The 12,951-nt window shown below is 70.7% G+C and carries 13 protein-coding genes; 8 read left to right on the top strand and 5 right to left on the bottom strand.

Annotation, left to right across the window (positions count from 1 at the left end; translation table 11 throughout):
• The 3 genes from ACO057_RS23665 to ACO057_RS23655 form a co-directional block, all read right to left on the bottom strand.
• A partial coding sequence (locus tag ACO057_RS23665; RefSeq protein WP_421996161.1) for a toll/interleukin-1 receptor domain-containing protein occupies positions 1–311 on the bottom strand: 311 nt, incomplete at its 3' end.
• Positions 312–374: 63 nt separating this feature from the next.
• Positions 375–998 carry a hypothetical protein gene (locus ACO057_RS23660; RefSeq protein WP_421996159.1) on the bottom strand — a complete coding sequence of 208 codons (624 nt, stop codon included), beginning with the start codon at positions 996–998 and terminating at the stop codon, positions 375–377.
• 184 nt (positions 999–1,182) lie between these two features.
• Positions 1,183–1,542 (bottom strand): hypothetical protein, encoded by a 360-nt coding sequence (locus tag ACO057_RS23655; RefSeq protein ID WP_421996157.1) that lies wholly within the window; start codon positions 1,540–1,542, stop codon positions 1,183–1,185.
• A 188-nt stretch (positions 1,543–1,730) separates the two neighbouring features.
• Between ACO057_RS23655 and ACO057_RS23650 the strand changes: the two genes are divergently transcribed.
• The 4 genes from ACO057_RS23650 to ACO057_RS23635 all read left to right on the top strand — a co-directional run bounded on the left by ACO057_RS23650 (position 1,731) and on the right by ACO057_RS23635 (position 5,315).
• Positions 1,731–2,126: a hypothetical protein gene (locus ACO057_RS23650; RefSeq protein WP_421996155.1), complete on the top strand. Its 396-nt coding sequence runs from the start codon at positions 1,731–1,733 to the stop codon at positions 2,124–2,126.
• Between the two features lie 66 nt (positions 2,127–2,192).
• Positions 2,193–2,822 carry a M35 family metallo-endopeptidase gene (locus ACO057_RS23645; RefSeq protein ID WP_421996153.1) on the top strand — a complete coding sequence of 210 codons (630 nt, stop codon included), beginning with the start codon at positions 2,193–2,195 and terminating at the stop codon, positions 2,820–2,822.
• 43 nt (positions 2,823–2,865) lie between these two features.
• The gene (locus ACO057_RS23640) at positions 2,866–4,605 is read left to right on the top strand and encodes a tetratricopeptide repeat-containing protein (protein ID WP_421996151.1); all 1,740 of its coding nucleotides are present in this window, start codon (positions 2,866–2,868) and stop codon (positions 4,603–4,605) included.
• On the top strand, positions 4,602–5,315 hold the full coding sequence (locus ACO057_RS23635; protein ID WP_421996149.1) for a Crp/Fnr family transcriptional regulator: 714 nt from the start codon (positions 4,602–4,604) through the stop codon (positions 5,313–5,315). The genes ACO057_RS23640 and ACO057_RS23635 overlap by 4 nt, the downstream gene beginning before the upstream one ends.
• Before the next feature lie 54 nt (positions 5,316–5,369).
• Here ACO057_RS23635 and ACO057_RS23630 read toward each other — a convergent pair whose 3' ends face one another.
• Both ACO057_RS23630 and ACO057_RS23625 read right to left on the bottom strand, forming a co-directional pair.
• Positions 5,370–6,155 carry a 2-keto-4-pentenoate hydratase gene (locus ACO057_RS23630; protein ID WP_421996147.1) on the bottom strand — a complete coding sequence of 262 codons (786 nt, stop codon included), beginning with the start codon at positions 6,153–6,155 and terminating at the stop codon, positions 5,370–5,372.
• Between the two features lie 66 nt (positions 6,156–6,221).
• On the bottom strand, positions 6,222–7,103 hold the full coding sequence (locus ACO057_RS23625; RefSeq protein WP_421996145.1) for a LysR substrate-binding domain-containing protein: 882 nt from the start codon (positions 7,101–7,103) through the stop codon (positions 6,222–6,224).
• Positions 7,104–7,204: 101 nt separating this feature from the next.
• On the opposite strand from ACO057_RS23625, the gene ACO057_RS23620 reads away from it, so the two are divergent.
• The 4 genes from ACO057_RS23620 (at position 7,205) to ACO057_RS23605 (ending at position 12,928) form a co-directional block, all read left to right on the top strand.
• Positions 7,205–8,896 (top strand): acyl-CoA dehydrogenase family protein, encoded by a 1,692-nt coding sequence (locus ACO057_RS23620; protein ID WP_421996143.1) that lies wholly within the window; start codon positions 7,205–7,207, stop codon positions 8,894–8,896.
• Entirely contained in the window at positions 8,893–9,840 is a 948-nt protein-coding gene (locus tag ACO057_RS23615) for a Bug family tripartite tricarboxylate transporter substrate binding protein (protein WP_421996141.1), read from the top strand. The genes ACO057_RS23620 and ACO057_RS23615 overlap by 4 nt, the downstream gene beginning before the upstream one ends.
• A 1,139-nt stretch (positions 9,841–10,979) precedes the next feature.
• The gene (locus ACO057_RS23610) at positions 10,980–11,948 is read left to right on the top strand and encodes a Bug family tripartite tricarboxylate transporter substrate binding protein (protein ID WP_421996139.1); all 969 of its coding nucleotides are present in this window, start codon (positions 10,980–10,982) and stop codon (positions 11,946–11,948) included.
• Positions 11,949–11,953: 5 nt separating this feature from the next.
• Positions 11,954–12,928 (top strand): Bug family tripartite tricarboxylate transporter substrate binding protein, encoded by a 975-nt coding sequence (locus ACO057_RS23605; RefSeq protein ID WP_421996137.1) that lies wholly within the window; start codon positions 11,954–11,956, stop codon positions 12,926–12,928.
• The last annotated feature ends 23 nt before the right edge of the window (positions 12,929–12,951 follow it).

Below are 12,951 nucleotides of genomic sequence, written 5' to 3'. Positions count from 1 at the left end.
GCGGAAAGCGCCATTCGGGCGTGCCCGGCAGCAGGACGGGGATGACCGGGAAACCGGGCTCGGCGGCCTGGCGGGTCAGGGCCAGCTGGTATTCGTAGTGCTGGGTGTTGCCGAGGCCCGCGGGGGCCGACCAGGACCAGCACCGCCTTCGCCTCGCGGGTGATGGCGCGCTCCAGCTCGGGCAGCCAGAGCTCGCCGCTGCGCAGCTCCCGCCGGTCGAGGAAGCAGGCGAGGCCCTGGGTGGTGAGCCACTCGTCGAGCAGGACGGCCTGGGCGGTGTCCGCGCGGCTGTAGCTGAGGAAGACATCCATGCGGTCAGGCTGCTCCGAAGGGCCGGCTCGGCGCCAGCCCCCATCCGCAAAATCCGGCTGCGGTCAGCGGCCCGCCGCCATCGGCGCCCAGCCATTGCCCTGCCGGACGAAGAAGTTGCCCTGCCCGTCCCGGACATAGACCTGGCCACCCGAGTTGAAGGGCTGATTGGCCGGCGCCCCATAGGGCAGCATCACCTGGCCGCCATTCGGTCCGACATAGGGCGACACGCCGCGGATCGCGCCGTTGGTCCAGTTCTCGACGGCCTCGGTCGATCGCCGGCTGTTGTCCTGCATGTATTGCCGCTGGGTGGCGTAGCCCTCCTGCAACGTCCGGTTCGCCCCCTGGAGGCCGTTGAACTGGTCCTGCTGCGCGCGCTGCAGGTTCCCGGGGTCCGCGCCGTTGCGGGTCATGATCCGCCAATAGACGAACTGCTCGAAGGAGAGCGGGGTGCCCTGGTTCCGGGCCTGCGCATATTCCTGCTGGATGCGGGGCGAGTTCTGGGCGACGTAGTTCTGCATCAGCTGCTGCTGCGAGGCGGCGTTCTGCTGCTGGAGCCGCTGCACCGGCGCCATCACGCAGGCATCGAAATCGGGCCGGCCCACGCAGTTCATGCCCTGGGCGCTGGCCGTGCCGGCGCCGATGGCCAGCAGGCCGATGGTGGCGAGGGTCTTCATCATGGTGCGCATGTCAGTCTCTCCTCGGTGTGGTGCGGGGCGGCGCCCTGCGACATCCCCTTCCTAGGTCGGGCGCCCCGGCGCGGCACTGAAACGCTTCACACCTCGATACGCTACACCTTTCGGCACCGCGGCCAGCTTTCAAGGCGGCAATGGAAGGTCCACCATCGCCTCGGCCCGCCACCGCCCATTGGCGTTAGCGGATGGAGAGGAGCACGACGTCGCAGGCGCTGACGCGGGCCTCGTAGGCCCGGCCGTCCTTGCCGATCGCCGCCACGTCGTAAACGCCGGCACCGGGCAGATGCAGCCGGGCGACGGCGCCGGGCATCACCACGACGCCGCGGCCCAGCATCTCCGGCCCCCAGGCCTGCTTGCCGGCACGCCGCGCATGCACCCAGCCGATGGGCGCGCCGGTGTTGTTGGCGGCGACGAAGTCCGTGTTGCAGGTGGCCTGGCGCTGCGGGAAGGGCTGCGCCGCGGCGGGCATGGCGGTGAGAGCGACCGGCGCGATCGCGACGAGGCCGGCGAGAGCAAGACCCTTGAACGTCGAGAACATGGGAAGTTCCTTTCCGAAGCCCTGGGACGATCCCCGATGGCTTCCGCTCCCTAGGCGTCCGGCCCGGCCTGGTCGCTGAAGCGCTTCACACCACGTGCCGTGAAGCGTTTCAGCGCCGCCCGGCCGGCGCCGGGCCAGAACTCCTCTGCCGCACCGATCCCGATGCGGCCGATCCGAGGAGAAGTTCCATGACCTTCATCGCCCGCCGCGCCGCATTGCTCACCCCCGCACTGCTCACCCTGGCCATCGCGCTGCCCATGACCGCCGGCGCCCAGACGCCCCCGAACCGCTATGCCGATTCGAGCCGCTGCGCTCAGGGCAGCGCCTTCTTCGTGGAGAACCGGTCCGAGATTCCGATCGCCGAGATCTATGTCCGCGTCACCGGCGCCACCGGCTGGGGCGAGGACCGCCTGGGCGAGCGCGTGCTCGGTCGCGGCGAGCGGCTGGATCTGGACCCCGGCCAGCAGATCGTCGACGTGCTGATGCTGACCTATGACGGCCGCGCACAGCTCGCGCCCCGGCAGAATGCCTGCGTGATCTCCTGGATCCGCGTGAACCCCGACCGCACGCTCGAGATCCGCTGAGCTCCCGCGCCACCTGTTCCCGACATCGCGCCGGCACCTCGCCAGGCACCGGAAAGGATGATCCCCATGACCAGCTCGCGTAAGACCACCTTCCATGCCGCCGTCATCGCCTCCTTCGCGCTGCTGGCGATCCCCGCCCTGACGTTCCCCGCTTTGGCGCAATCCGGCGACAAGGAGGCCATGCCGGCCGCCGCGCGCGACGGCGCATGCAGCGCCGAGCAGCTCGCGCAGATCGATGCGGCCTTCGGCGAAGCCGAGGTCGCCATCGCCACGACGGTCCGGCGCCTGAACGATGAGCCCAACCTGCCCGAGCTGCGGCAATGGTTCGGCGCCACGCCGGCCAAGTTCGTGCGCATGAACCTCGAGCGCGTCGCCGAGCGCGTCGCGCGCGGCCGGCCGATCGCGACGGCCTGCAACCATCCGGCCATGTGCGAGAGGGGTGAGAACAGCCCCTTCGCCTATGCCCTGCCCAGCGCCGGCTCGATGGGTTTCTGCCCGCTTTTCTTCCGGGCTGGCGCGCGTGGCCAGGACAGCCGCTTCGGCATCCTGGTGCATGAGATGAGCCATCTCGCGATCGGCACGCGCGATGCGACCTACCAGCCCCGCCACGTGCTGGCGCTGGCCAAGCAGGAGCCGGCGACGGCCTCCATGAACGCCGACAGCTACGAATACCTGGTCGAGACGCTGTACCGCTGACCCGGGCCCGATCGCGTGCCATGCTCCGGGCCGGAGGGCGCGAATGAGCGGCGGCGATCACGAGGACCGGCTGCGGCCGATCCTGGACTTCGAGGCGCGGGGCCTCCTCTTCTCCGCGCATGACGCCGCGATGGCGGCGCTGGGCGAGGCGCCGGAGGACCGCGGCCTCGCCTATCATGCCGTGCTCGCGCTGGCCCGCAGCGGCGCCACGGCGCCCGCCCTCGCGCTGTTCCACCGCCTCGGCCTGCACGGGGTGGCCGATCCGGAGATCGCCGCGCTGGAGGCCCGCCTGGCCAAGGACAGCGCCTTCGCCACGACCGGCCCGAACCGGCGCGGCCTGCTGGCCCGGGCCTGCGATCTCTATCTGGCCGTCTGGCGCGAGCTGCGGCTCGGCTATCACGGGGTGAACGCCGCCACGCTCACCCTGCTGCTGGGCGATCGGGAGGGGGCGGCGCAGCTCGCGCGCGACGTCGCTGCCGCCCATCGGGACCAGGGCGACTACTGGTCGGCCGCCACCCTGGCCGAAGCCCTGCTGGTCGCGGGCGAGACGAGGCCGGCGGTCGCGGCGCTGGAGATCGCCGCCGCCCGGCCGGACGGCGACGCCGCGATGCGAGCCACGACCCGCCGCCAGCTGCGCCGCGTGCTCGCCGCGCTCGACCTGAGCGAGGATCTGCTGGCGATCCTGCCGGCGCCCCTCACCCTGCATTTCTGCGGACACCTGCCGGGCCCCGACTGGGACGCCGGGGGCGAGGCGCGATTGACCGCTTCCATCGCCACCGCGCTCGACCAGGAGCGGCCGGGCGCGGCCTTCGGCGCCCTGGCCGCCGGCGCGGACATCCTGGTCGCCGAGGCGCTCCTCCGGCGCGGGGTCCGCCCGACCATCGTGCTGCCGGTCTCGGTCGAGGGTTTTTCCGCGCGCTCCGTCGCCCCCTTCGGCGAGGGCTGGGTCCGCCGCTTCGAGGCCTGCCTGGCGGCCAGCGACGTGACGCTGATCGACGAACCTCCCTTCGCCACCGACGACCTCGATCTCACTTTGGTCAGCCGGCGCGCCATGGGGCTGGCACTGCTGCGGGCGCGGCACATCGAGGGCAGTGCGCTGCAGCTGGCCCTGTGGGACGGCGTGCCCGCGACGGGCATGGCCGGTACCGCGCGGGATGTCGCCGGCTGGCAGGCGGCGGGCGGGCGGCTGCGGCACCTCGCCTGGCCCTGGACGCGCGCCGCCGCGGCCGCGCCTGCCGCTCCGTCACGCCCCCTCAAGGCCGTGCTCTTCGGCGACCTGCCGCGCTTCGGGCTGCTGGACGACGCCGCGCTGGCCGCCTTCTACGGGACGCCGATGGCCGCAATGGGCGCCGCCATCGACGCCGAGAGCCCCGACTACCGCAATGCCTGGGGCGATGCGGTGCAGGTGGTCTTCGGCGACATCGCGGCGGCGGCGCGCTGCGCCTTCGGCCTCCGCGCGGCGCTGACGCCGGCGAAGCTCGCCGCCGCCGGCCTGCCCGAGGCGCTGGTGCCGCGCCTCGCGCTCGATTTCGGTCCCCTGCTGCCCGTGTGCGACGCCGTGCAAGGCGTGGCGAAATTCGCCGGCCGCGTGATGACCCGCGCCGCCCGCGTCGAGCCGGTGACGCCGCCGGGCCATGTCTTCGCCACTGAGGCCTTCGCCTGCGAGGTGGCGCTGCGGCCCGGCTCGGGCCTCGCCTGCGACTATTCGGGCCGCATTGCCGCGGCGAAGGGCTTCGGTATCCTGCCGCTCTACGCTCTTCGCAGGGAGGATGACGAGACGTGACGCCCACCCCGCAGGAGAGGCTGGCCGCCGAGCTGCGGGAGACTCCTCTCTTCGCCTCCCTCTCCGAGGCGGGGCTGAGACGCCTCGCGGAAGCGGCCGAGGTGCAACGCCCGGCCAATGGCGCCCAGATCTTCGCGGCCGGCGACCAGGCCGACGCTGCCTACGTCGTTCTCCCCTGCGATGGCCTGGTGCGGATCGGCGCCGGGGATTCCCGCGGCAAGCGGCTGCTTGTGGAGGTGTTCCGGGCGGGCGAGGTCTTCGGCGAGATCGGCGTGCTGGAGGATCTGCTCCGCACGGCGGAGGCAGTGGCGGAAGGCCGCGTGCGGCTCGCGCGGATCGGGGCGCGAGCTTTCCTCGAGGCGCTGGGGAGCGAGCCGTCGCTCGGCCTGGCGCTTTCGCGCCTGCTCGCCGCGCGGCTGCGGCGCACCTTCACCCTCTTCCAGGATGCGAGCTTCGAAAGCCTGGAATTCCGGCTGGCGCGGCAGCTTCTCTATCTCGCGCGGGAAGCACGGGCCGACGGCGAGACAGGATTGCGCGTGCCCGGCCGCTTCCGGCAAGGCGACCTCGCGGATCTGCTGGGAGCCACGACGCGCAGCATCATCACCATCCTCAATGCCTGGCGGGCATCCGACCTCGTCGCCTATGACACGGAGCGCGCCATGCTCCGCATTCTCGACGTGGAACGGCTGCGGGCCATCCTGCCTCCCTGAGGCACAGCCCATCGCTCGACGATCGGACGCTCGCGCGACCAGGCGACGACCTTCCTAGTCATAGCTGACTTGGACGCTGCCGAATGGTCCAAAATCGGCCACGTAAATGTCTCCGGCTTTCGGTCTCAGCATTCCCGTCAGCGTTCCGGTGCTCACGACCTGCCCTGCCCGCATGCCGATGCCCGTGCGGGAAAGTTCGTTCGCGAGCCAGGTCAGCGGCACCATGGGATGATCGAGCGCGGCCGCCGCCGTCCCCCTCCGCCGCACCACGCCGTTGCACGAGAGGACAACCTCCTGGCCGGCGATGTCGCGCTCCCGCCAGCCTTCGATGGCGGCGCCGAGGCAGACCGCGCTTCCACCGGCGCCATCGGTGAGGACGGCGGATAGCGGCGGGAAACGGGCGTCATGAATGAAGTGACACTCCGGCATTTCGATGCCCGGATGCAGCGAGGCGACGGCCTCCGTCACCTCCTCCAGGCCATAGGCCTTCGATCGGGGCGGCAGATCCACGGCCAGCCGGGCCACATACTCGGCCTCCGGAATGGGACTGCATTGCGTGGCGAACAGCACGCTCGCCGGCGAGAGGCGGACCTCCGGCTCATAGATCCGGCCATAGATGGGGGAGTCCGTGCGCAGGGCTTCCTGCATCTCCCGCTTCATCGCGGCGATCTTCCAGCCGGCGACCGGCAGGCCGAGCTCCTCCTCCACCATGCGCGCGATCCGATAGGCCGTGGTGCTGTCTGGGGGGATCAAGGCGGGGTCGAGACCGCTCTGTTGACGCCTGTCGCGCCGCATCCCCGCGAGAAGCCTTGCCAGCTCCCGCTGCCTGTCCTGGTTCATTGTTCCGCCCCTCGCCACTCCCCGGCAGGATAGCGCCCTGAGAAACGGAACCGCTACCGGCGCCCTTCAACCGGTGTCGGCTTCCTCCATCAGCCAGTCGCGAAAGAGCCGCAGCGCCGGCTCGCCGAGGCGTGATGCCTCCAGCATCAAGGTGAAGCTGCGCGAGGACCGGCGGATGCCCGGCAGGGGCGCGACGATCCTCCCGGCCGCGAGGTCCGGCCCCACCAGCCCGCGGATCGCCATGGCCACGCCGATCCCTTCCCGCGCGGCGTCCAGCGCCAGGCTGATGCTCTCGAAGGAAGGACCCGCGGCGGTATCCACGCCGTCGATGCCCTGGGACTCCAGCCAGCGCGCCCAGTCCAGCGGCCGCTGGCGGGAATGCAGGAGGGCCTTGCCTTCCCAGCGAAAGCCCCCCGGCTCGACCAGCACCGGCGCGCAGACCGGCATGGTCTCGATCGGCAGCAGGCGGCCGGCCCAGAAGCCGGGGCGGGGCCGATCATCGGCCACCGCGATCACCGCATCGAAGCGCCCGGGCCGCAGCTCGAGCGGGTCGGCCGTGGTGGTGAGCGCGATCTCGATCTCCGGGTGGCGCTGCCGCCAACGGCCCCAGCGCGGAATGAGCCAGCGGCTGGCGAAGAGCGTGTAGGCGCCCACCGTCAGCGGCCCGGCGCGGACCGCGCGGCGGGCCTCGGCCACGCCCTCCTCCAGCCGGTCCAGCGCGGCGCCGCTCGCCGCCATCAGCGCCTCCCCTGGCGCGGTGAGCGCCAACCCGGCGGCACCGCGCAGGAACAGCGTCAGGCCCAGACCTTCCTCCAGCGCGCGGATCTGCCGGCTCACCGCCCCCGGCGTCACCGCGAGCTCATCGGCCGCGCGGGTGACGCTGCGATGGCGCGCGGCGGCCTCGAAGGCGCGCAGGGCGTTCAGCGAAGGAAGGCGGCGATAGGTCATGAGGGATTGAGATTATCTCAAGACCCCCAGCAGACAAATCGATTGGCGCGCCGCGGACCCGTCGCATACTGGCCGGGCCACAGGAAACGCCAGGAAAGCCCATGCATCTGCGCCCCATCGCGCCGCCCTCGGGCGCGGCCGCGGTCCCGGACAGCCACGGAATCAACCTCTGGCGCGCCGATCCGGTCCTGACCCGGCTGCTCAGCCTCTATTTGCCGCCGGAGCTGGCCACGCATCTCGCCCCGCATCTCGACCGTCTCGGCGCGCTGGCCGGCGGCGAGCTGGAGACCCTGGCGCTGACCGCCGATCGCCATCCGCCCGAGCTGCACAACCGCTCCCGCCGCGGCGAGGACGACCAGCGCATCGAGTATCACCCGGCCTATCGCGAGATGGAGCGGCTGGCCTTCGGCGAGTTCGGGCTGGCGGCGCTCTCGCATCGCGGCGGCGTGCTGGGCTGGGACGCCCCCATGCCGCCGGCGGCGAAATACGCCATCACCTACCTCTTCGTGCAGGCGGAGTTCGGGCTCTGCTGCCCCGTCAGCATGACCGACAGCCTGACGCGCACGCTGAAGAAATTCGGCGACGCGGACCTCGTCGCGCGCTACCTGCCGGCGCTGACCAGCCAGGACATGGACGTGCTCTCGCAGGGCGCGATGTTCATGACCGAGCAGGGCGCGGGCTCGGACATCAGCGCCACCGTCGTCAGCGCATCGCCCAACGAGGACGGGAGCTGGGCGCTCTCCGGCGACAAGTGGTTCTGCTCCAATGCCGATGCCGAGCTCGCCATGGTGCTCGCGCGCCGCGAAGGCGGGCCGCCGGGGCTGAAGGGCGTCTCGCTCTTCCTGCTGCCGCGGCTCCTGCCGGACGGCACGCCCAACCACTACCGGATCGTCCGGCTCAAGGAAAAACTCGGCACGCGCTCCATGGCCAGCGGCGAAATCCGGCTGGAAGGCGCGACGGCCTGGCTCGTCGGCGATCCCGGCGCCGGCTTCAAGCAGATGGCCGACATGGTGAACAACTCGCGCCTGTCCAACGGCGTGCGCGCGGCCGGGCTGATGCGCCGCGCAACCACGGAGGCGCTCTACATCGCGCATCGCCGCGTCGCCTTCGGCAAGCGCATCGCCGAGATGCCGCTGATGCGCCGGCAGCTCGCGAAGATGCTGGTGCCGACGGAGCAGGCGCGCAGCATGGTCTTCCTCACCGCCGAGGCCCTGCGGCGTTCCGATGCCGGCGAGGAGGGCGCCTATGCGCTGCTGCGCATCCTCACGCCGCTGCTGAAGTTCCGTGCTTGCCGCGACGCGCGCCGCGTCACCGGCGACGCCATGGAGGTGCGCGGCGGCTGCGGCTACATCGAGGAGTTCTCGGACGCGAGGCTGCTGCGCGACGCGCATCTCGGCAGCATCTGGGAGGGGACCTCCAACATCGTGGCGCTGGACGTGATGCGGGCCGCGCAGCGCGAGGGCTCGCTGCCCGTGCTGGCCGCACGCATCCGCGAGCTGCTCGGCAATGGCGAGGCCCTGCCCGAGGCGCTGCCGGCGCTGGAGCGCGTGCTGTCGCTGGCCGGAATGGCGGTGGAGAATCCGGCCTTGGCACGCCAGGCGGCGTCCGCCCTGTACCACCTCACCTCGGCCGCCGCTCTGGCCTGGGAAGCGCAACAGCTCGGCATGCCCGAGCGGCTGGCGCTGGCCCGGATGGCGCTGCGCCACCGCCTGCTGCCGCGCGACCCGCTCGACGCCGACGGGGCCGAAGACATTCCCGCCGAACTGCTCGCCGATCCCGGAGAAGCCGCATGATTCCCCGCCGCACCCTGTTCGGCGCCGCCCTGGCGACGCCCGCTTTCGCCCAGACCAAGCCCGTCACGCTCGTCGTGCCCTTCGCACCGGGCGGACCGACCGACCTCATCGCGCGCCGCCTCGCCCTCGCGCTGCATGACGGGCTCGGCCAGACCGTTCTGGTCGAGAACCGCGCCGGCGCCGGCGGCAATGTCGGCGCGGAATTCGTGACGCGCGGGCCGACGGATGGCAGCGCGATCCTCTTCGGCACCTCGGGTCCACTGGCCATCAACAAGATGCTGTACCCGAACCAGGCCTACGATCCCGTGCGCGACTTCGCGCCGATCACGCCCATCGGCCGCATCCCGAACGTGCTGGCGGTGAACGCCGCGGTACCGGCCCGGAGCGTCCAGGAGCTGATCGCGCTCGGCAAGCGCGGCGAGCGGCTTTCCTTCGGCTCCTCCGGCAATGGCGCCTCCTCGCACCTTGCCGGCGCGCTGTTCAATCGGATGGCCGGCACGAGCTTCGAGCACATTCCCTATCGCGGCACCGGCCCGGCGCTGAACGACCTGCTGGCCGGCCACATCGCCATGGTCTTCACCGACGTGCTGACCGCGCTGCCGCATGTGCGCGAGGGCCGTTTGCGCGCGCTCGGCGTGACGACGGAGGCGCGCTCGGCCGTACTGCCGGACGTGCCGACGGTCGCCGAGCAGGGGCTGCCCGGCTACGACGCCTCAGTCTTCTTCGGCCTGGTGGTGGCGGCCGCGACGCCCGCGCCGGTGCGCGAGGCGATCCGCGCCGCGACCGAGGGCGCGCTGAACCAGCCGGAGCTGCGGCGCTGGCTGGAACAGCAGGGCATGCAGATCACGCCGACCGTGACGCCCGCCGCGCTTTCAACGCTGATGGCGGAGGAGGCGGCGCGCTGGAGCGTGGTGATCCGCGAGACGGGGGCGCGGGCGGACTGATCCGCATCGCCCCCCAGGATCAGCCACGTTAGCGTATCGCGGATGACCCCCTGAACGGCCCTCGCGGCCGCGCGACCACGGTGAAATCCACCCTGCCGTTCTCGACTTTCCGCTGCGCGTTCAGCACCGCATCCTACGCGCGAACCTGGCTGGTGATCTGAGCCCAGTTCAGCGGATTCCAGCGATGTCCAGGCCGAAGGAACCGGGAAGCGGCGCGTGCTGACGAGCGGTGCGGCTGCCACATGCCGGCACTGGATTGGAACGCACGCGCCAGGACGAGGCATGTGGCCGTCGATTTTGGCCGACCCCGGCGCAACGTCATTGGACCGGGAAAGGTGGTGTCATTCTCCTTTCCAAGGCGCGCCGCGACGGACCTCTATTGCCGACACAGGCCATGTCAAAGCACCCAAAAATCCACACCATTTTATAGGAAAAAAGCCGGGACCCGAGGGTCCCGGCCAAGGTTTTGGGAGGAAACACGCCAGCAAGATGTCGCCTCACACGATCCCGAGGGACCGCTCCGCCGGCGACGGGCGGAGTTGGTAGCGCTTGAGGCGCAAAATAATAATTTTCCCAATTATCGGAAAATGACGCGGAACTATTCGAACATAGCGTCACACTCAGAATAAACTTCAGAATGAAAACGGTCTTTCAAGGTATATTTGCAGGCTTAAGATCTAAAAATAACCCAAACGATGGTCGAATTCGCCCTTAGACGCGACGGCATTCGTCACGTTGGATATCCTCTGCATGCTCATGGCAGCATCGTTATCTCTTCCGAATTTGATCGTCAAGTCCTTTACACCGAAACGTTACGTTATTATCAACCGATCCGGAAATCCTCATATAACATTGATTTTGTTTGATTATATTTCATTTTTCGCTGTCGAGCCCCCACGGAAATTCGCAAGGATCCAGGGATTTCGCAAATTTTTTTGCTGAAATATGTTTTCACTTATAATTTTGGTGTCATACTCCTTCCGCCACGAACCCCGGAGTCATCGCACCCGCCATGCCTGACGACAGACTAATGCTGGCCACCCCGGCCAATGGCCCCTGCAGGGCGCGATGTCGGAGGGCCGCCGCGCCCTTCTGAGGCGCCGCCGGCGTCCCCTCTCTCCGTATCCGGAATCCGCACCATGCTTCACCGCCGCCACGTCCTGGCCGGCGGCGCGCTCCTCGCCGCGCGCCCCCTCCAGGCCCAAACTTTTCCGCAGCGCCCCCTTCGCCTCGTGGTGTCCTCCGCGCCCGGCGCCAGCCTGGATGCGCTCGCCCCCATCCTCGCGCCCACGCTGTCGGCGCGCTTCGGCCAGCCCGTGGTCGTCGAGAACCAGGGCGGCGCCAACGGGCTGCTCGCTGCGCAACAGGTCGCCCGCGCCGAGCCCGATGGACACACCCTGCTACTCACCGGCGACGCCATCATTCTCGCGGCCCTGGCCGAGCCACGCGCCGGCGTGAGCTTCGAAAGCTTCGCCCCGGTCATCCAGGCCGTCCGCGCCGCGCAGATCCTGGTGACCCATCCCGGTACCGGCATCCGAGACGTGCAATCCTATGTCGAGGCCATCCGCACGCGCCCGGGCGGATTGAACGTCGGCATCCCGGCCCAGGCCGGCATCGCGCAGGTGGTGCACGAACTGCTGGGCGCACGCCTCGGCGGTCTCCGCGTGGAATTCATCTCCTATCGCGGCGGCGGCCCGGCCGCGACCGATCTGATCGCCCGCAACACGGACGCATTGGTCATCACCCTGCCCGCAGTCACCGAGTACATCCGCCAGGGCGTGATCGTGCCGCTCGCCGTCAGCACCGGCTCTCGCGACCCCGCCTTGCCCGAGGTTCCCACCTTCGCCGAAACGGTCGCGCCCGGCTTCGACGTGGATTCCTGGCAGGGCATCCTCGCGCCCGCACGCACGCCACCGGCCATCGTCTCGGCGCTGAACCAGACCTTCGCGGCAACCCTCGCCGATCCCGCCGTCGCCGACCGCCTGCGCGGCCTCGGCTTCACCATCACCGCCCTGCCGCCCCAGGAATTCGCCGCCCGCGCGGCGGCCTCCAGCGCACAGGCCGCCCCCGTTATCCGCGCCATCGCCGAGCGCGCCCCCCGAGGATGAATTCCATGATCCACCTTCCGCGCCGCGCGCTTCTCGGCGCCTCCGCCACCCTCCTCGCCGCGCCGGCCGTGCGCGCACAGGGTTTTTCCCAACGGCCCATCCGCGCCGTCGTTCCTTTCCCGCCCGCGGGCGGGGTGGACGTCTTCGCACGGGCCTTCGTCCCCGCCTTCTCCGCGGCGCTCGGCCAGAACATCGTGATCGAGAATATCGGCGGCGCCTCCTCCCGCGTGGGCAACCAGGCGGTGGTGCGCGCGGTGGCGGACGGGCACACCCTGCTGATCACCAATGACACCCTGGCCGCGGTGGAAGCCCTGCCGGTTCCCGGCACCGGTCCCTTCGTGCCGAGGCTGGCCCCGGTGCTGCTGGGCGCCACCGCCTCGCATGTCGTGGTCGCGCATCCGCGCGCGGGCCTGCCCGACGCCGCGGCCTATGCCCGGCGGCTGCGGGCGCGCCAGCGGGTGACCATGGGCGTGCCCGGCCTCGGCACCGCGCATCACTTCGCCAGCGAGTTGCTGGCCGAGGCGCTGGGCGGCCGGCCCGAGCATGTCGCCTATCGCGGCGGCGGGCCGCTGATCGTGGACGTGCTGAGCGGCACGCTGGACGCCGGGCTCATCACGCTGGGCACCGCCCTCGAACACATCCGGGCAGGACGCCTGGTGGCGCTCGGCGTCACCGGCAAGGAGCGCAGCCCGGGCGCGCCGGAGATACCGACCTTCGCAGAGACGGTCGCGCCCGGCTTCGAGATCAGGACCTGGCAGGGCATCCTGGCCCCTGCCGGCACGCCCGCGCCGGTGCTGGCGGCGCTGACCGAGGCGGGGCTTGCCGCCCTTCGTGACCCTCGCGTCGTCGAGCGTCTGGCCAGCCAGGGCTACGAGGCCGCCGGTCTCGGGCCCGAGCCCTTCGGCGTGCTGCTGCGGGACACCGTCGCCCGCTTCGCGGGCATCGTCGGCGCGGTCAACCTGCGGCCCGAAGAGTCGTGAACCTTACCGTCCCTCATCCCTTG

The sequence above is a fragment of the Roseococcus sp. genome (assembly GCF_965227005.1).
GTDB lineage: Bacteria > Pseudomonadota > Alphaproteobacteria > Acetobacterales > Acetobacteraceae > Roseococcus.
The sequence above is the reverse complement of the archived record's forward strand: the minus strand, read 5'-3'. Positions and strand labels throughout refer to the sequence as shown.

Bases quoted from the DNA above. Each gene is read 5' to 3' on its own strand.
- ACO057_RS23660 (WP_421996159.1), bottom strand. From the start codon at position 998: ATGCGCACCATGATGAAGACCCTCGCCACCATCGGCCTGCTGGCCATC.
- ACO057_RS23655 (WP_421996157.1), bottom strand. From the start codon at position 1,542: ATGTTCTCGACGTTCAAGGGTCTTGCTCTCGCCGGCCTCGTCGCGATC.
- ACO057_RS23650 (WP_421996155.1), top strand. From the start codon at position 1,731: ATGACCTTCATCGCCCGCCGCGCCGCATTGCTCACCCCCGCACTGCTC.
- ACO057_RS23645 (WP_421996153.1), top strand. From the start codon at position 2,193: ATGACCAGCTCGCGTAAGACCACCTTCCATGCCGCCGTCATCGCCTCC.
- ACO057_RS23640 (WP_421996151.1), top strand. From the start codon at position 2,866: ATGAGCGGCGGCGATCACGAGGACCGGCTGCGGCCGATCCTGGACTTC.
- ACO057_RS23630 (WP_421996147.1), bottom strand. From the start codon at position 6,155: ATGAACCAGGACAGGCAGCGGGAGCTGGCAAGGCTTCTCGCGGGGATG.
- ACO057_RS23625 (WP_421996145.1), bottom strand. From the start codon at position 7,103: ATGACCTATCGCCGCCTTCCTTCGCTGAACGCCCTGCGCGCCTTCGAG.
- ACO057_RS23620 (WP_421996143.1), top strand. From the start codon at position 7,205: ATGCATCTGCGCCCCATCGCGCCGCCCTCGGGCGCGGCCGCGGTCCCG.
- ACO057_RS23615 (WP_421996141.1), top strand. From the start codon at position 8,893: ATGATTCCCCGCCGCACCCTGTTCGGCGCCGCCCTGGCGACGCCCGCT.
- ACO057_RS23610 (WP_421996139.1), top strand. From the start codon at position 10,980: ATGCTTCACCGCCGCCACGTCCTGGCCGGCGGCGCGCTCCTCGCCGCG.
- ACO057_RS23605 (WP_421996137.1), top strand. From the start codon at position 11,954: ATGATCCACCTTCCGCGCCGCGCGCTTCTCGGCGCCTCCGCCACCCTC.